The sequence below is a fragment of the Aeromicrobium wangtongii genome, assembly GCF_024584515.1.
GTDB classification, from domain to species: Bacteria; Actinomycetota; Actinomycetes; order Propionibacteriales; family Nocardioidaceae; genus Aeromicrobium; species Aeromicrobium wangtongii.
This window is the reverse complement of the sequence record NZ_CP102173.1, coordinates 439,415-457,040: the sequence shown is the minus strand read 5'-3', so window position 1 is coordinate 457,040 and position 17,626 is coordinate 439,415. Positions and strand designations below refer to the sequence as shown.

The window sequence follows — 17,626 nt, the reverse complement described above, 5'->3', positions numbered from 1 at the left end:
CGGCTCAACCGCCCGCGAACGGTGGCAGGAACTCGACGTTCACCCCGGGCGGGAGAGCCACCTGCGATGGCTCCTTGGCGCCCACCGGGGTCTCGCCGACCAGGATCGAGCAGATCTCGATGACGTCGTCGAAACGGTCACGGTGGCCGTGGCGCCGGCTGATCTCGTCGAGAAGATCGGCCAGGTTGACCGCGGCGACCCGTTCCTCGGCGATCCCGGCGGCCGCACGCGCAGCCGCCCAGTACCGAACTGTGACGTCGTTCTCATTCGTGACACTTGGTGGCAATTGATCGGACACATCAAGTATTCTCGGGCATGCAACGAGGCCACGGTGTTTCACCATGGCCTTTTTGCATATCTGCACACAGTGCCCCGCACGAATAGCAGCCCGGAGGTAGCACCGATGTCCCATCTGCTCCTGCTCACCAAGAGCACCCAGTCCTCGGTCGAGGTGCTGCCCGCCCTGGCGCTGCTTCCGCATCACGTCAAGATCCTTCCCGCCGAGGCCAGCGCCCTGCTGGACGCTCCCCCGTGCGACGCGGTCCTGGTCGACGGCCGCCACGACCTGGCGCAGGTACGCAGTCTCACCCGCGTCATCCGCACGACCGGCGTCGAGTGCCCGCTCATCCTGATCCTCACCGAGGGCGGCCTGGCTGTCGCAGCATCCGACTGGGGCATGGACGACGTCATCCTCACGACCGCCGGGCCCGCCGAGCTCGAGGCCCGCCTGCGCCTGGGCATCGGCCGCATCTCCTCCTCGCGCGACGGCGACACCGAGAGCCACGTCATCTCCTCCAGCGGCCTGGTCGTCGACGATGCGACCTACACGGCCAAGCTGGAGAACCGCACGCTCGACCTCACGTTCAAGGAGTTCGAGCTGCTGAAGTTCCTCGCGCAGCACCCCGGCCGGGTGTTCACCCGCCAGCAGCTGCTGCAGGAGGTGTGGGGGTACGACTACTTCGGCGGCACCCGCACCGTCGACGTCCACGTGCGGCGCCTGCGCGCCAAGCTCGGCACCGACAACGAGACCCTCATCGGGACGGTCCGCAACGTCGGTTACCGCTTCGTGGCGACCAAGACCGAGCCGACCCGCGACCCCGCCGCCGCGCAGGCCTGAGCCGAGCGCGCCACCACGGCCTGACAGAGTGAGCGCATGGCTCATCTCACCGCGCAGGGTCTGCTGGATCTCGTCCTGGACGAGGGATCGTTCGAGTCCTGGGACGAGCCCGTCGATCGGACGGGCCTGGACCCGGTCTACCAGCAGGAGCTGGCCGCCGCCGCCGAGCGGTCCGGGACCGACGAGTCCGTCCTGACCGGACGCGGCCTCATGCGCGGCAGGCCGGTGGCGGTCGTGGTCAACGAGTTCCGTTTCCTGGCCGGATCCATCGGGCGCGCCGCGGCGCTGCGCATCGTGTCGGCGGTGCGCCGCGCGACCGCCGAGGGCATCCCGGTGCTGGCCACGACGGCGTCGGGCGGGACCCGGATGCAGGAGGGCACGCCGGCCTTCGTGCACATGGTCGACATCACCCGCGCGATCATGGACCACCGCGCCGCGGGCCTGCCGTACCTCATCTACCTGCGCCACCCCACGACCGGCGGAGTCTTCGCCTCCTGGGGCTCGCTCGCGCACATCACGATCGCCGAGCCCGGCGCCCTCATCGGCTTCCTGGGCCCCAAGGTCTACGAGATCATGGAGGGACGGCCGTTCCCCCCGAACGTCCAGACCGCCGACAACCTGGCCGACCGGGGCATCATCGACGCCGTCGTCCTGCCCGATGAGCTGCCCCTGCTGGTCGATCGGGCGCTGGGGCTGCTGGTCGACCCGCCGACGCCGCGGACCCGCGAGCTGCGCACGGCCGAGGTCCACCGCGAGCGGACGGCCTGGGAGTCGATCCAGATCACCCGCTCGCCCGGCCGCGCCGGCGTCCGCGAGGTGCTGCGCTACGGCAGCGATGCGACGGTGCGCCTGCAGGGCACCGAGAAGGGCGAGCGCGACAGCGCCATGATCGTGGCGTTCGCGCGCCTGGACGGTCAGCCCTGTGTCGTGATCGGCCAGGACCGGACGACCCAGACCCGGTTCAAGCCGATGGGCCCGGCGGCGCTGCGCGAGGCGCGCCGCGGCATGCGGCTGGCCAACGAGCTGCGGCTGCCCCTGGTCTCGTTCATCGACACCCCGGGCGCCGAGCTGTCGCCGGAGGCCGAGCAGGGCGCCATCGCCGGTGAGATCGCGCGTTGCATCGGCTGGATGTCCACGATGAAGGTGCCGACCGTCTCGGTCCTGCTGGGGCAGGGCTGCGGCGGTGGGGCGCTGGCGCTGCTGCCCGCCGACGTGGTCATCGCGGCCGAGAACGCCTGGCTCTCCCCGCTGCCGCCCGAGGGGGCCAGCGCGATCGTCCACGGCGATCTCGAGCACGCCGCCCAGATGGCCGAGGCCCAACGCGTGGGGGCGCTCGACCTGTTCGAGAGCGGCACGGTGCACCACATCGTGCCGGAGCCGCCCGGCGACACCCCGGAGTCGTTCGCTCGCGCCGTCGCCGCCGAGGTCGGCGCCCAGCTCGTGGCGCTGAGGGCACGATGAGCATCCTCGAGCTCGCCGAGCGAGCGACCCGGGCCGATGGCGTCGCCCCGTTCAACGAGGCCGCCCTGTTCGCGCTGCGCGACGGCGCCCGGGCCCGCGTCCTCGTCCAGCAGTCCGACCGCGACGGCGCGATCGTCGCGGCGGCGTACGCCACCGGGGATGCGCCGGTCGAGATCGTCGTCGACCCCGAGCGGCGCCGCGCCGGCATCGGCCGCCGCATCCTGGACGAGCTCCTCGCCGACGGCGAGGACCGCTTCTGGGCCCACGGCAACCTGCCGGCCGCGCAGGCCCTGGCGGCATCCGCCGGGCTGGTCGTGGGCCGGGAGCTGCTGGTCCTGCGGCTCGTGTTCGACGGGCCACCGGCGCCTGAGCGGACGATCGAGGGCGTGACGCTGCGGACGTATCGCGACGAGGACGCCGATGCGATCGTGCGGGTCAATGCGCGCGCCTTCGCGCACCATCCCGAGCAGGGTGCGATGGATCGTGCCGATCTCGATCGCCGCATGGCATCGGACTGGTTCGACCCGGACGGGCTGTTCGTCGCAGAACGCGACGGGCGGGTCATCGGGTTCCACTGGACCAAGATCGAGGACACCCCCGAGGAGGGGCCCGTCGGCGAGGTCTATGTCGTCGGTATCGACCCCGACGCGCAGGGTGGCGGCCTCGGCACGGCCCTGACCGCGCGCGGTCTGCGGCACATGTACGAGCGCGGCATCCCGGTCGTCGACCTGTACGTCGAGGGCGACAACGCCCCGGCCCTGAAGGTCTACCGCAACCTGGGCTTCCAGGACTGGAAGATCGACACCCTCTACAAGACCCCCTGAGACCCACCGCCCAAGGGGCGGGTCAGGTGAGGCCGCGCTGGAGGGCGGCGGCGGCACGACGGACGGCATTGGGCGCCACCTTGCCCATGGCGACCATGTTCGCGAAGCCGTGGATGAGACCCGGCTCGCAGACCTGCTCGACCCGGACCCCGGCGTCCAGCAGCTTGTCGGCGTAGGCCGCGCCCTCGTCGAGCAGCGGGTCGAACCCGGCCGTCACGACATAGGCCGGCGCGACACCGGCCACGTCGCCGTGCAGCGGTGAGAGTCGCGGATCGGTCCGGTCCTCGGCGCCGGTCAGGTAGTTGTCCTCGGCCAGATCCATGAACGCCCGTGTCAGGAAGAACCCCTCGGCATAGGTGTGGCGGCTCGGGGCCTTCTCGGCGAAGTCGGTCGCCGGGTAGATCAAGAGCTGGAAGGCCGGCGAGGCTGCTCCGGCGGCGACGGTCTGCTGCGCGATGACGGCCGCCAGGTTTCCACCCGCGCTGTCACCACCGACCGCGATGCGGGAGGGGTCGATGCCGAGGCCGGCCGCGTGCGTGACGAGCCAGTCCCACGCCGCCAGCGCGTCCTCGACCGCTGCCGGGAACGGGGCCTCGGGCGCCAGCCGGTAGTCGACCGCGACGACCCGGACCTGCGCCTCCTCGGCCAGCACACGGCACAGCGCGTCGTGGCTCTCCAGGTCTCCGTAGATCCAGCCACCGCCGTGCAGGAACAGCAGCGCGGGCGATCGTCCTGACAGCCCCCGCGGGGTGTAGAACCGCAACCCCAGGGGACCGGCCGGTCCGTCGATCGTCCGGTCCGTGACGGCACCGATCGGCTGGTTGCCACCTGCCACCCGGGAGGACGCCACGATGGCCCGACGACCCCGGCGGATCGAGAGCTCCTCGACCGCAGGGCCGTCCAGGCGTTGCAGCCGCAGCACCAGCTGCATCTCCGGATCGAGGGTCCGCCCGTCCACCACGACCGGGGCGCCGGCCAGCCGGGCGATGACGGGGCTGGGCAGCTGCAGCAGTGACCGGGCGGCAGCGCCGCGCGCGGCACCGATCAGCTGGGGGACGAGAGCCATGCGCACACGCTATCGCCCCCGGCACCGCTGGACCGGTTCGTTCAGTCGGAGTTCACATTTGTCTGGCACTCTGGACAGGTGGACACACATGACATGGCGATCGTCGACCTCGAGGCCCCCGACTCACCCGACGAGTTCGACGTCGACCCGCCCTTCGACCCGGCGAGCGGCGCGCTTCCCGCCGACCGGTTCCTGGATCGCGAGCTGTCGTGGATCGCGTTCAACGCCCGGGTGCTGGAGCTGGTCCAGGACGACGCCCTCCCGCTGCTCGAGCGGGTCCGGTTCGCCGCCATCTTCGCCAGCAACCTCGACGAGTTCTTCATGGTGCGCATCGCCGGCCTCAAGCGCCGCATCGCCGCCGGTGTCGCGCTGCCGTCCGCCAGCGGGTTGAACCCGCGCAACGTCTTGTCGCTCAGCCTCGCCGCCAGCCAGGAGCTGATGGAGCGCCATGCCACGACCTATCACGACGATCTCCTGCCGGCGCTGGCCGCCGAGGGCATCGAGCTGCTGCACTGGGACGACCTGCGCCCCGAGGAGCAGCAGCGCATCAGCGGGCTCTACCGCGACCGGGTGTTCCCCGTCCTGACCCCGCTGGCCGTGGATCCGGCACACCCCTTCCCGTACATCTCGGGCCTCTCGCTGAACCTGGCGCTCGTGATGCGCAATCCGGCGACCGGCAAGGACCACTTCGCCCGCGTCAAGGTGCCGCCCATCATCAACCGCTGGATGGAGGCCGACCGGGGACGGTTCGTGCCGCTCGAGGAGGTCATCGCCGCCCACCTGGACCTGCTGTTCCCCGGCATGGAGGTCATCGCGCACCACGCCTTCCGCGTGACCCGCAACGAGGACCTCGAGGTCGAGGAGGACGATGCGGAGAACCTGCTCAAGGCCTTGGAGCAGGAGCTGCTGCGCCGCAAGTTCGGCCCCCCGGTGCGCCTGGAGGTCGAGGAGTCGATCACCCCGGACGTCCTGGACCTGCTGGTCTCCGAGCTCGGGGTGAAGGCCGACGAGGTCGTGAGGCTGAAGGGCCCGCTCGACCTGCGCAGCCTCAACGAGATCGCCGACCTGGACCGCCCCGAGCTGCGCTACGAGCCGTTCATCCCCGGCACCCACCAGCACCTGGCCGAGGTCGAGACGGCCAAGCCGGCCGATCTGTTCAGCGCCCTGCGCAAGCGCGACGTGCTGGTGCACCATCCCTATGACTCGTTCGCGACCAGCGTCCAGCGGTTCATCGAGCAGGCGGCCGCCGACCCGCACGTCCTCGCGATCAAGCAGACGCTGTACCGGACGTCTGGCGACTCCCCCATCATCGACTCGCTGGTGGACGCCGCGCGCGCCGGCAAGCAGGTGCTCGTGCTGGTCGAGATCAAGGCCCGCTTCGACGAGCAGGCCAACATCCGCTGGGCCCGCAAGCTCGAACGCGCCGGGTGCCACGTCGTGTACGGGCTCGTCGGGCTCAAGACGCACTGCAAGCTGGCCCTCGTCGTGCGCGACGAGGCGGACGGCCTGCGCCGCTACGCGCACATCGGTACCGGCAACTACAACCCCAAGACCGCCCGGCTCTACGAGGACTTCGGGCTCCTGACGTCCGATCCGGCGATCACCCACGACCTGACCGATCTGTTCAACAACCTGTCGGGGTTCGCCCAGGACTTCTCCTACCAGCGCCTCATGGTGGCCCCGGCCGGACTGCGCGACGGCATCGTGGCGCGCATCGACGCCGAGATCGAGCACCACCGGGCCGGACGCCCGTCGGGCATCCGCATCAAGGTCAACTCGCTGGTCGACGAGACCGTGATCGACAAGCTGTACGAGGCCTCGCGCGCCGGTGTCAAGGTGGACCTGGTGATCCGCGGCATCTGCACGCTGCGTCCCGGCGTGCCGGGCCTGAGCGAGAACATCCGCGTGCGCAGCATCCTGGGGCGCTTCCTCGAGCACAGCCGGGTGTACTGGTTCGCGGGTGGCGGTGAGCCCGAGGCGTGGATCGGCTCGGCCGACCTGATGCACCGCAATCTCGACCGCCGGGTCGAGGTGCTCGTCCGGGTCCCGAACCCCGAGCACACCGAGTCGCTGGGCTCGCTCCTGGCGCGCTCGGTCGATCCCGACACCACGTCGTGGCACCTGCACGCCGATGGCGAGTGGACCCGGCACGTCGGCAGCTCCGATCTGCAGTCGGTGCTGATCGATCGCGCCCGCTCGCGTCGGTCCCGCCAGACCTGAGGACGGCGGGGCGCCCTACCCTCTGGGGCAGCCCGCGAACAGCGCCGGTCCCTCACCGCTCATGAAGGCCCCCTCGTCGGGGTCCAGCGCGAAGCGCAGGACGGCAACGCTGCCGTCGACCGTCGCCGAGCGCAGGTCCAGGGCGTCCTCCACCCGGCCCGAACGTCCGATGAAGGGGCCGGTCGCCAGTGCCGTGCGGACGCGCAGCTGCTCGGCGGCCTGCGCCGGGGAGCCGAAGGCGGCCGCGAACCGGATGCTCTGCGCATCCCGCCCGTCGACCAGACCCCGCCCGGTGAACGTGGGGGCGACGAGTGCCCCGGCGCGCGCCACGGCGGCGTCCGCCTGGGCCAGCACGTCGGGCCCCAGCTGGCTCAGCGACGTCGAGCGACAGGCGAACGGACCCGACTGCAGCAGGACGGTGTCGGAGCCCGCGAGGCTGGCGGCCACGTCGTTCAGCGCGCGTACGGACAAGGCGGACGGTTCGTCCCCGCGGATGACCTCCAGCACGTCGCGGACATGATCCGCCCGGGTCGCCGCGACGACCAGGCGGCGGCGCGTGTCGATCGCCAGGTTGCCGAGCGTGGCCGCCAGCTCCGGCCCGACGTCGGTGGCCCGCACCTCGGAGAGCGTCCAGACGCCGTCGCGGGACGTGTAGCCGAGCGAGCGCAGCCGTCGCTCGACGTCGCCGATCGAGACGGAGCCGGAGAACCGGGCGACCATCGCGGCACCGTCCGGCGCCTGGCCGTAGGTCTCCCACTCCAGGTCCGCCGCGGACCATCCGTACGCCGCGTGCATGTCGGCGATGAGCCCACCCAGCACGGAGCGGGTGGTCAGGTCGCGCAGGACGCCCCGCTCGGCCAGCTTCGTGCGGGCGGCGCCGGTGGAGGCCGATCCGAGGTCCAGGTCGGACCGGATGGCGGCCCAGTCGGTGAACCCGGCGACCAGCGTCGCCTCGGGCAGCGAGTCGAGCGCGGACGTCAGGGATGAGCGTGGGTCGGGTTGACGGGCCGAGGCCCAGGTGCCGATCGCGACGGCGACGGCGATCGCGAGCAGCGGCACCAGCGCGAGGCGCACCACCGGGCCAGGACGCACCGCGTCAACACCTCCTGCATCGAATGTTCACTTCCCAGGGGGACAATACGCACCATGGCAACCGAACGGATCATCCCGGCAGCCGGCGGGGTCGTGTGGCGCAGGCGGCCGGGCGCCAGACCGGATCCCCGCATCGAGGTCCTCGTCGTCCACCGGCCGTCCTACGACGACTGGACCTTCCCGAAGGGGAAGACCGATCCGGGCGAGACTCTGCAGCAGACGGCGGTGCGCGAGATCGGCGAGGAGGCCGGCGTCCGGGTGCGGCTGGGACATCCGCTGCAGCTGATCACCTATCCGGTCAGCGGCGGCACCAAGCAGGTGTCGTACTGGTGCGCGCGGGTCGTCGGGGCGGACGAGGAGACGCCGTTCGTGCCCAACAAGGAGGTGGACGAGATCCGTTGGGTCGGCGTCGGGGAGGCCCGCGCACTGCTGACCTACGAGCACGACATCGCGCTGCTCGATGAGTTCCGCGAGCTGTGCGAGCGCCAGGCCCACCGCACCCGCACGCTGATCGTCCTGCGGCACGGCAAGGCGGTGCCACGGTCGGCGGACGTCGAGGACCTCGAGCGTCCGCTCACCTCCTCCGGCGCTGCCCGCGCCAAGCAGCTCGTCCCGGTGCTCGATGCGTACGGCATCCGCCGGGTCGTCAGCAGCCCTGCCGTGCGGTGCGCCCAGACCGTCGAGCCGTACGCGCACTCGATCAGCACCTTCCTGGAGATCGACGACCGGCTCTCCGAGGAGACCACCGCAGGGCAGGTGCAGCGGTCGATCGACGCGCTCCGGGATCGCAAGAAGCCCGTCGTGCTCTGCACGCACCGCCCCACCCTGCCCTGGGTGCTGGAGGCGATCGGGGTCGAGCTGCAGCAGCTCGCGCCGGGTGACGGCATCGTCGTGCACCACCGGGGTGGGACGGTCCACGCCACCGAGACGCTGGGCTGATCCCCGCGGTCGATCACGACCGTTTCGGCACCGTTCACCCTGCGTTCACCCTCGGACCGAGATCGATACACCTGGGCTGCCTACCCTCACGGAGTACGCACCAACAGATCCCAGAGAGGGACCCCCGTGAACCGCAAAAACCTGCGCATTGCCGCTCCCGCGGCAATGCTCGCTCTTGCGCTGGGCCTCAGCGCCTGCGGCGCCGGCAACGAAGACGCCTCGGCCGGCGAGACCTCCGCCGCCGCCGGGGACGGCGTCTCGGGCACGCTCAACGGTGCCGGTTCGAGCGCCCAGGAGGCGGCCGTCGCCGCCTGGAAGCAGCAGTTCCAGACCGCCAACCCCGATGCCACGGTCAACTACGACCCGGTCGGTTCCGGTGGCGGTCGTGAGCAGTTCATCGCCGGTGGCGTGTCATTCGCCGGCTCGGACGCCTACCTGACCGACGACGAGCTGGCCGGCGCCAAGAAGCGCTGCGACAGCGAGGTCGTCGAGGTGCCGACGTACGTCAGCCCGATCGCCGTGGTCTACAACCTCGACGGAGTCGACGACCTGAACCTGTCGCCCGACACGGTCGCCGGCATCTTCGCCGGCAAGATCACCACGTGGGACGACGCCGCGATCAAGGCCGACAACCCCGATGCCAAGCTGCCCAGCACCAAGATCACCCCCGTGCACCGTTCGGACGACTCGGGCACGACGCAGAACTTCACCGACTACCTCAGCAAGGCAGCCCCGAAGGTCTGGACCGACGAGCCGGCGCAGACCTGGCCGGTCAAGGGCGGCGAGGCCGCCGAGGGCACCTCGGGCGTCATCTCGGCCGTGAGCGGTGGCAACGGCACGGTCGGCTACGCCGACGAGAGCCAAGCCGGCAAGCTCGGCATGGCCAAGGTCAAGGTCGGCGACGAGTTCGTCGCCCCCACGCCGGAGGCCGCCGCCAAGGTGCTCGAGACGGCCAAGCCTGTCGCCGGGCGCGCCACCACCGACATCGCCATCGACATCGACCGCACCACCGAGGCGGCGGGCGTCTACCCGATCGTCCTCGCGTCCTACCAGATGGCGTGCCAGAGCTACCCCGACGCCGAGACGGCTGATCTGGTCAAGGCATGGCTGACCTACGTGACCAGTCCCGAGGGGCAGGACGCCTCGGCGAAGGCCGCCGGCTCGGCACCGCTGTCGGGCGACTTCGCCAGCACGGTCCAGGCCGCGGTCAAGACGATCAAGGCTGCTTGACCCACCAGTCCCTGGGCTCGGAGGAACCTCTTCCGGGCCCGGGGACGATCGGCGGTCACGGACCGCCGAGAGAACACCGAACCAACCACCGCTGAAAGGCCCCGCTCGTGACCAGCACGCTGGATCCCCGTCGCAAGCGTTCGACCGTCGTCCGCCTCGGGGACCGCATCTTCGCCGGGTTGTCGACCAGCGCAGGCATCGTCATCCTGCTCGTCCTGGCCGGAGTGGCCGCGTTCCTGACGATCGAAGGCATCCCGGGCATCACTGCCAGCCCTGACGAGGTGAAGAGCGGCGAGAGCTTCCTGCCCTTCGTCTGGCCGCTGGTCTACGGAACCCTGCTCGCCGCCACCATCGCCCTGATCATCGCCGTCCCGGTGGCGATCGGGGTGGCGCTGTTCATCTCGCACTACTCCCCCCGCCAGCTCGGCCAGGTCCTCGGCTACCTCATCGACCTGCTGGCCGCCGTGCCGAGCGTCGTCTACGGCCTGTGGGGCATCGGCTTCCTCGCGCCCAAGCTGGCGCCGGTCTACGAGTGGCTCGAGCGGCACCTGGGCTTCATCCCGTTCTTCGCCGGCCCCGCCTCCAGCACCGGCCGCACCATCTTGACGGCGTCCATCGTGCTGGCGGTCATGATCCTGCCGATCATGACCGCGATGTGCCGCGAGATCTTCCTGCAGACGCCACGCCTGCACGAGGAGGCGGCGCTGGCCCTCGGCGCGACCCGCTGGGAGATGGCGCGGATGGCGATCTTCCCGTACGCCCGCTCCGGCATCGTCTCGGCGGCGATGCTCGGGCTGGGGCGGGCGCTCGGCGAGACGCTGGCCGTCGCGATGGTGCTGTCGGTCAGCGTCGGCACGGTGACCGCCAACCTGATCAGCAGCACCAACCCCAGCACGATCGCGGCCAACATCGCCCTCAAGTTCGGCGAGGCCAGCGGCAAGACGGTCAACGCACTGATCGCCAGTGGCCTGGTGCTGTTCGTGATCACCTTCCTCGTCAACTTCGCTGCGCGGGCCATCGTGGATCGCCGCAAGGAATTCTCCGGAGCCAACTGATGACGACCACTCTCACCCCCCGCAAGCCCGGCCCCCTCGACGTCCAGCAGCAGCTCTACGGCCAGCGGCTGCCCACGTGGCTCCCCCGCGCGGTGATCGGCGGCGCCGTGGCCATCGCGGCGGTGCTCTACCTGGTGGCGGGCCTGAACCTGGTGCTCTCCGCCCTGCTCGTGCTCGCGCTGACCCTGTCGCTGCCCGCGTTGTCCGTTGCCGTGGAGGGACGCCGCAAGGCGACCGACCGGCTGGTCACCGTCCTGGTGACCTCATCGTTCGTGCTGGCGATGTTCCCGCTGTTCAGCATCCTGATCACGATCATCAGCAAGGGCGCGCCCGTCCTGTCGACCCAGTTCTTCACGTACTCGATGCGCAACGTGGTCGGCGAGGGCGGTGGCATCTACCACGCCCTGACCGGCACGCTGCTGATCACCGGAGCCGCCACCGTCATCTCCGTCCCGATCGGCCTGTTCGCGGCGATCTACCTGGTCGAGTACGCCGACGGCAACCGGCTGTCGCGCTGGATCCGCTTCATGGTCGACGTCATGACGGGCATCCCGTCGATCGTGGCCGGCCTGTTCGCCTACGCGCTGTTCGTGCTGTTCTTCGGCGAGGGGGTCCGCATGGGCATCGGCGGCTCGGTCGCGCTGTCGGTCCTGATGATCCCGGTGGTCGTCCGGTCGACCGAGGAGATGCTCAAGCTGGTGCCGAACGAGCTGCGCGAGGCGTCCTACGCCCTGGGCGTGCCGAAGTGGCGCACCGTCGCCAAGGTCGTCCTGCCGACCGCGCTGGCCGGCATCGTCACCGGCATCACGCTCGCGATCGCCCGGGTCATCGGCGAGACCGCCCCGCTGCTGATCATCGCCGGCATGACCGACTCGATGAACTTCAACCTCTTCGACGGCCGCATGGCGACGCTGCCGGTGTTCGCCTACACGTCGATCCGCAATCCCGGCATCCCGCCTGAGTTCAGCATCGACCGGGCCTGGGGCGCCGCCCTGACCCTGCTGGTGATCGTGATGCTGCTGAACCTGATCGCCCGCCTCGTCTCCCACTTCTTCTCGCCCAAGGGCGAGCGTTAAGCCTCTCGGAAGGACTGCACCATGGCCAAGAGCATCGATGTCTCTGACCTGAACATCTACTACGGCGACTTCCTCGCCGTCGAGGACGTCACGATCCAGATCCCCGCGAAGTCGGTGACGGCCTTCATCGGCCCGTCCGGCTGCGGCAAGTCGACCTTCCTGCGCTCCCTGAACCGCATGCACGAAGTCATCCGCGGCGCCCGTGTCGAGGGCAAGGTGCTGATCGACGGTCAGGACCTGTACGCATCGGATGTGGATCCGGTGAACGTGCGCCGCATGATCGGCATGGTGTTCCAGCGCCCCAACCCCTTCCCCACGATGTCGATCTACGACAACGTCCTGGCCGGCCAGCGGCTCAACAGCAAGCGGATGAAGAAGGCGGACGCCGATGACGTCGTCGAGCGGTCGTTGCGCAGTGCAGGGCTGTGGGCCGAGGTCAAGGACCGCCTGGACCGGCCCGGATCGGGCCTGTCGGGAGGTCAGCAGCAGCGCCTGTGCATCGCCCGCGCGATCTCGGTCGAGCCGGAGATCCTGCTGATGGACGAGCCCTGCTCGGCGCTCGACCCGATCTCGACCAGCGTGATCGAGGATCTCATCCACGAGCTGAAGAGCGAGTACACGATCGTCATCGTCACGCACAACATGCAGCAGGCCGCCCGCGTCTCCGACGAGACGGCGTTCTTCAACCTCTCCGGGGTGGGCAAGCCCGGCCGCCTCATCGAGACCGGACGGACCGAGACGATCTTCTCCAACCCGCAGGAGCCCGCCACCGAGGCCTACATCCAGGGCCGGTTCGGGTAGGCGCGCTCAGACGATCGTTGTCTCGGGGCGCGCGGCGCCGGCGTCGAACCGGGCGACGTCAAGGCTGCTGACGTCGATGACGGGCGGCGTCCCCAGGTAGAGATCGCGAACGATCTCGCCGACGGCCGGGGCCATCAAGAACCCATGGCCCGAGAACCCGGTGGCGTACAGGAAACGCGAGACGCCGTTCGCCTCGCCGATCAGTGCATTGTGGTCGGGCGTGACCTCGTACAGCCCGGCCCATCCACCCCTGATCCCGACCTCAGTGAAGCTGGGTGTGCGCCGGGCCATCGCCTCGCCGAGGCGCGGCAACCAAGCCTCCGAGCGGCCGAGCTCGAAGCCGGGTGTCTCGTCCGGGTCGGACATCCCGAGCAGCAGGCCCTTCCCCTCGTGGTGGAAGTAGTAGCTGGTCGAGAAGTCGATCGTGAAGGGCGTCGTGGCACTGACCGAGGCCACGGGCTCGGTGATCAGTACCTGCCGGCGCAGCGGGGTGACCGGCAGGTCGACGCCTGCGAGCGAACCCACCTGGCCTGACCAGGCACCAGCGGCGCAGACCACGGTGTCGGTATGGATGCGACCGCGATCGGTCACGACGGCGGCGACCGCACCGTCGACGACCTCGATGTCGGTGACCTCGCATCCCGTGACCAGCTGCGCCCCGAGCCGTCGGGCCGCAGTCGCGTAGCCCAGCACCACCGACTCAGGCGAGCAGTGGCCGGCGCGGGGAGCCCAGGCGGCTGCCAGCAAGCCGTCGGTACTGATGCCCGGTGACAGAGCCAGCGCCTCACGCGGGCTGATCATGTGGGTCGAGACCCCCAACGAGTTCTGCAGCGCGATGTTCGCCTCGAAGGTGGTGACGCTCTCGGCTGTGTCGAGCAAGAACAAGTAGCCCACCTGGTGCAGGTCGATCTCCTGGTGGAAGGTCGTGGCGAACCTCTCGAAGGTGTCGAGGCTACGGTGCCCGAGCAGGATGTTGACCTCGTCGGAGAACTGCGCCCGCACACCCCCGGCCGCCCGGCACGTCGATCCCTCGCCCAGGGCGCCCCGCTCCAGCAGGACGACGTCCCGCACCCCAGCACGGGCCAGGTGGTAGGCCGCGCTGACCCCCATCGCCCCGCCGCCGATGATGACGACCGAGGCATGGCTCACCCTGCTACTCAACCATGGGTCGAGCGACGGGGTGGCACGAATCGGGGCGAGGCCCGGTGCGATCAGTTGCCGGGGATGACCAGGCGCAGCAGCAGGTACGTGAGCGCACCGACACCAGCTGCAGCCGGGATCGTGACGATCCAGGCGGTGACGATGCCGCGGGCCACTCCCCAGCGCACCGCGCTGAACCGCTTGGTCGCGCCGGCGCCCATGACCGCCGAGGTCATGGTGTGGGTCGTCGAGACGGGGGCGTGCAGGCCGATGGCCATGCCGTACAGGACGACAGCAGCCGTGGACTCGGCCGCGAATCCGCGCGGTGGGTCGAGCGCGATGATGCGGCGACCCATCGTGCGCATGATGCGCATGCCACCCGACAGCGTGCCGAGGGAGATCGCGCCAGCGGCGGCGAAGACGACCCAGACGGGGATCTCCCGCTCGCCGGCCGTGGGGCCGTAGCCGCCGGCGACGAGCGCCAGGACGATGACGCCCATGGTCTTCTGCGCGTCCTGCAGGCCGTGGCCGAGCGACAGTGCTGCCGCCGAGACGGTCTGCGAATGGCGGAACCCACGGTTGACGGTGTGCGGATTGGCTCGACGGAAGACCCACATGATCGTCAGCATCACCAGGAATGCACCACCGAAGCCGAGCGCGGGGCTCATGACCATCGGGATGACGACCTTGTCGACGACCTTGTCCCAGTCGACGGTCACGCCTGCCGCGAGGCCGACGCCGATCAGGCCGCCGATCAGGGCGTGTGAGGACGACGAGGGGATGCCGAAGTACCAGGTGATGAGATTCCACGTGATGGCCCCGACCAGGGCACTCATCACCACGGTCAAGGCATGTTCGGAGCTCATGTCGTCGAAGCCGACGAGGATCTCCTTGATCGTCTTGGCGACACCGACGCCCAGCAGCGCCCCCACGAAGTTGAGGATCGCAGCCATCATCAGCGCGATGCGAGGCGTCAGGGCACGCGTCGACACGGAGGTGGCGATCGCGTTGGCTGCGTCGTGGAAGCCGTTGGTGTAGTCGAAGAACAGTGCGATGACGACCGTGGCGATGACCAGGCCGAGAACGAGATCCACTGCTCAGGACTCCTTGACGGCGATCTGCTCCACCGTGTTCGCAACGGACTCGAGCGCGTCGATGGCGTGCTCGAGCGAGTCGACGACGTCCTTGAGCTTCAGGACCTCGAGCGACTTGTACGTGCCGCTGAACAGGTGGGCGACGATGCGACGGTAGGAGCGGTCGCCCTGGTTCTCGAGGCGGTTGATCTCGATCCAGTACTCGTCGAGGTCCTTCATCGTCCGCAGACGCGGCATGGCCTCGGCGGTCAGCTGGGTCGCACGCTGGAGCACCTCGACCTGCGGGGCGAAGTCGGCCGGCAGCTCGCCGAGCTCGTACAGGCCCACGAGGTCGACGGTCTCCTCCATGAAGTCCATGACGTCGTCGAGGCTGCTCGCGAGACGGTAGATGTCCTCGCGGTCGAACGGCGTGATGAACGTCGAGTTGGCCCGCTTGATGATCTTGTGGGTCGTCTCGTCCGCTTGGTGCTCTGCTTCTCGCATCAGGTCACCGAGAGCGTTCTTGTCGGTTCCTGGGTCGAGCATCTGCGCCAGCAGATTTGCACCCTCCACGAGGTGGTTCGCCATCTCGGTGAACAGATCGTAAAAAGATGCTTCAACTGGTCGAATGCGAAAACGCACGACTAGCTCCTGTCAATGCTGAGTAGGGCACGCCCATGCTAGATGCTGGCCGTTTGCGCCTGTCAATCGCGGGTGCCGCTGACGGGCCGACCGACTGTCGCAATTCCCAGGATCTCGTCGATCTCCCGCTGCGACAGGGGTCCGTCCTTGGACGAGGCGGCGATCATGAGCCGACTGGTCAGCTCGATCTCGTCCAGCGCCTGGTCGTCGCGAAGACGACTGTCCAGTGGCTCGGGCATCAGGGGGGCTCCCGGGTCGGGTTCAACTGCGGCATCGACGGGGAGCGCACCGCCGGCTGCGCCGACCCTGCTGACCTCCCCCACCCCCGAGGTTAGTGTGTCACTCACAGTGACACTGCCGTTCCTAGTGGTCGGTCGTGGGGCGCGCGTCACGTGCCCGGCGTGCCAGGTCGGCGATGCCGAGCAGGAGTGCGACCAGGACGAACCCGATCGTGACGTGCAGGCTGTACGACAGCGCATCGGCGAAGTCGCCACGGGTGGACCGGACCCGCTCGAAGAACAGTGCCAGGACGATCGCCACGCCGATCGCTGAACCGACCCGTTGCGCGGTCTGCAGCAGCCCACCCCCGGCACCGGCCCGGGCGGGTTCGACCTCGTCCAGCGCGAGCGTGATGTTGGGCGAGATGACCAGGCCGCCACCGAGGCCGGCGAGCAGCAGGACCGGCGCGAGCTTGAGGCCCACGTCCGAGCCGAGGTGCGGCACCAGGATGTCGACGATGACGAGGGACACGCTGATGAGCACCAGGCCCGTCACGACGAGCGCGCGCCCCATCCGTTCGACGAGGCGTCCGCCCAGCAACGCGGCCACCGCCGAGCCGACCGCGAACGGCAGCTGGGTCAGGCCCGCCTCCAGGGCGGAGTAGCCGAGTCCCTGCTGCAGGTAGAGGGTCAGGACGATGAAGATCGAGGTGAACCCGGCGAAGTAGAACGTGCCCAGGCCGACGCCGAGGACGAAGGACCGGACCTTCACCAGCGACATGTCCAGCAACGTCTCCCGGTCGCGACCGGCCCAGTACCGCTCCCACAGGACGAAGGCGATCAGCAGTGCGGCCGAGATGCCCAGCAACCACCACGGGCGCTGTGACAACGACGAGTCCTGGCCGCCGGTGACCAGCGGCAGCAGCACGAAGAACATCGCGGCGCCGAACAGCAGGACGCCCACCGGGTCGAGGGACTGCTTCGGGCCACGCACGGCGGCCGGCAGGTAGCGGTGGGCCATGACCATCAACAGGATGCCGATCGGCACGTTGACGTAGAAGACCAGTCGCCAGCCGGACTCCTCGCCGCCCAGCTGGATCAGGAGGCCGCCGAGCACGGGCCCGATCGCCGTCGACACACCGATCGTGGCGCCGAACAGACCGAATGCACGGCCCCGCTCGGGGCCCTTGAACAGGTTCTGGATGAACCCGGAGACCTGTGGCGTGATGAGACCGCCGCCGATGCCCTGGGCGACGCGGGCGACGCCGATCCACAACGGCTCCTGGGCGGCGCCGCACACCGCGCTGGCCACGGTGAACAATGCGACGCCCGCCATGAACACGGTCTTGCGGCTGCGCGCGTCGCCCAGGCGGCCGGCCGGGACGAGCACGATGCCGAAGGCCAGGGCGTAACCGGCCACGACCCACTGGATCGTGCTGTTGCCGGCGTCGAGCCCTTCGCGGATCGAGGGCAGCGCGACGTTGACGATGCTGACGTCCAGCAGGGTCATCGCGCCGGCGAGCAGGCACACCGCCAGCGCCGGCCAGCGGCGGTCGCGCTCTTCGGGGGCCAGCTGGGGTTCGGTCGTCTCCGTCACCAGACCACGCTACGGCCGCAGGGGTGCACCCGCGATTCGTCCCGTCCCGGGACCGGACGTGCGACGATGGGGACT

Annotated in this window: 17 protein-coding genes; 9 read left to right on the top strand and 8 right to left on the bottom strand. The window is 69.7% G+C overall.

What is annotated here, in order from left to right:
* Positions 1 to 4: 4 nt before the first annotated feature.
* Positions 5 to 298 carry a MoaD/ThiS family protein gene (locus NQV15_RS02345; RefSeq protein WP_232397998.1) on the bottom strand — a complete coding sequence of 98 codons (294 nt, stop codon included), beginning with the start codon at positions 296 to 298 and terminating at the stop codon, positions 5 to 7.
* 105 nt (positions 299 to 403) lie between these two features.
* Between NQV15_RS02345 and NQV15_RS02340 the strand changes: the two genes are divergently transcribed.
* Genes NQV15_RS02340 through mshD form a run of 3 tightly spaced genes read left to right on the top strand, consistent with a single transcriptional unit; the run spans position 404 to position 3,402 of the window.
* Positions 404 to 1,117, top strand: coding sequence for a winged helix-turn-helix transcriptional regulator (locus NQV15_RS02340; protein ID WP_232397997.1), 714 nt, complete (start codon positions 404 to 406; stop codon positions 1,115 to 1,117).
* Positions 1,118 to 1,153: 36 nt separating this feature from the next.
* The gene (locus NQV15_RS02335; protein WP_232397996.1) at positions 1,154 to 2,578 is read left to right on the top strand and encodes an acetyl-CoA carboxylase carboxyltransferase subunit alpha/beta; all 1,425 of its coding nucleotides are present in this window, start codon (positions 1,154 to 1,156) and stop codon (positions 2,576 to 2,578) included.
* The gene (gene mshD, locus NQV15_RS02330) at positions 2,575 to 3,402 is read left to right on the top strand and encodes a mycothiol synthase (RefSeq protein ID WP_232397995.1); all 828 of its coding nucleotides are present in this window, start codon (positions 2,575 to 2,577) and stop codon (positions 3,400 to 3,402) included. Before NQV15_RS02335 ends, mshD begins: the two co-directional genes overlap by 4 nt.
* Before the next feature lie 22 nt (positions 3,403 to 3,424).
* Here mshD and NQV15_RS02325 read toward each other — a convergent pair whose 3' ends face one another.
* The gene (locus tag NQV15_RS02325; RefSeq protein ID WP_232397994.1) at positions 3,425 to 4,468 is read right to left on the bottom strand and encodes an alpha/beta hydrolase; all 1,044 of its coding nucleotides are present in this window, start codon (positions 4,466 to 4,468) and stop codon (positions 3,425 to 3,427) included.
* A 93-nt stretch (positions 4,469 to 4,561) separates the two neighbouring features.
* On the opposite strand from NQV15_RS02325, the gene NQV15_RS02320 reads away from it, so the two are divergent.
* Complete coding sequence (locus tag NQV15_RS02320) at positions 4,562 to 6,688, top strand: RNA degradosome polyphosphate kinase (RefSeq protein WP_232398015.1); 2,127 nt, start codon at positions 4,562 to 4,564, stop codon at positions 6,686 to 6,688.
* A gap of 15 nt (positions 6,689 to 6,703) precedes the next feature.
* Here the strand turns inward: NQV15_RS02320 and NQV15_RS02315 are convergent, their stop codons facing one another.
* Complete coding sequence (locus NQV15_RS02315; protein WP_232397993.1) at positions 6,704 to 7,780, bottom strand: hypothetical protein; 1,077 nt, start codon at positions 7,778 to 7,780, stop codon at positions 6,704 to 6,706.
* Positions 7,781 to 7,834: 54 nt separating this feature from the next.
* Between NQV15_RS02315 and NQV15_RS02310 the strand changes: the two genes are divergently transcribed.
* The 5 genes from NQV15_RS02310 to pstB all read left to right on the top strand — a co-directional run bounded on the left by NQV15_RS02310 (position 7,835) and on the right by pstB (position 12,881).
* Complete coding sequence (locus NQV15_RS02310; RefSeq protein ID WP_232397992.1) at positions 7,835 to 8,719, top strand: NUDIX hydrolase; 885 nt, start codon at positions 7,835 to 7,837, stop codon at positions 8,717 to 8,719.
* A gap of 126 nt (positions 8,720 to 8,845) precedes the next feature.
* Entirely contained in the window at positions 8,846 to 9,949 is a 1,104-nt protein-coding gene (gene pstS / locus NQV15_RS02305) for a phosphate ABC transporter substrate-binding protein PstS (protein WP_232397991.1), read from the top strand.
* Between the two features lie 107 nt (positions 9,950 to 10,056).
* A complete protein-coding gene (pstC, locus tag NQV15_RS02300; RefSeq protein ID WP_232397990.1) occupies positions 10,057 to 11,004 on the top strand; it encodes a phosphate ABC transporter permease subunit PstC in 948 nt (315 codons plus the stop codon).
* Positions 11,004 to 12,080 carry a phosphate ABC transporter permease PstA gene (gene pstA / locus NQV15_RS02295; protein ID WP_232397989.1) on the top strand — a complete coding sequence of 359 codons (1,077 nt, stop codon included), beginning with the start codon at positions 11,004 to 11,006 and terminating at the stop codon, positions 12,078 to 12,080. Before pstC ends, pstA begins: the two co-directional genes overlap by 1 nt.
* A 21-nt stretch (positions 12,081 to 12,101) precedes the next feature.
* Positions 12,102 to 12,881 (top strand): phosphate ABC transporter ATP-binding protein PstB, encoded by a 780-nt coding sequence (gene pstB, locus NQV15_RS02290; protein ID WP_232397988.1) that lies wholly within the window; start codon positions 12,102 to 12,104, stop codon positions 12,879 to 12,881.
* Between the two features lie 6 nt (positions 12,882 to 12,887).
* Here pstB and NQV15_RS02285 read toward each other — a convergent pair whose 3' ends face one another.
* The 5 genes from NQV15_RS02285 to NQV15_RS02265 form a co-directional block, all read right to left on the bottom strand.
* Positions 12,888 to 14,030, bottom strand: coding sequence for an NAD(P)/FAD-dependent oxidoreductase (locus tag NQV15_RS02285; RefSeq protein ID WP_232397987.1), 1,143 nt, complete (start codon positions 14,028 to 14,030; stop codon positions 12,888 to 12,890).
* Positions 14,031 to 14,092: 62 nt separating this feature from the next.
* The gene (locus tag NQV15_RS02280) at positions 14,093 to 15,115 is read right to left on the bottom strand and encodes an inorganic phosphate transporter (protein ID WP_232397986.1); all 1,023 of its coding nucleotides are present in this window, start codon (positions 15,113 to 15,115) and stop codon (positions 14,093 to 14,095) included.
* A 3-nt stretch (positions 15,116 to 15,118) separates the two neighbouring features.
* Positions 15,119 to 15,736 (bottom strand): DUF47 domain-containing protein, encoded by a 618-nt coding sequence (locus NQV15_RS02275; protein WP_232397985.1) that lies wholly within the window; start codon positions 15,734 to 15,736, stop codon positions 15,119 to 15,121.
* Between the two features lie 62 nt (positions 15,737 to 15,798).
* Positions 15,799 to 15,975, bottom strand: coding sequence for a helix-turn-helix domain-containing protein (locus NQV15_RS02270; RefSeq protein WP_232397984.1), 177 nt, complete (start codon positions 15,973 to 15,975; stop codon positions 15,799 to 15,801).
* Between the two features lie 124 nt (positions 15,976 to 16,099).
* Entirely contained in the window at positions 16,100 to 17,551 is a 1,452-nt protein-coding gene (locus tag NQV15_RS02265; protein ID WP_232397983.1) for an MFS transporter, read from the bottom strand.
* Positions 17,552 to 17,626: the final 75 nt, after the last annotated feature.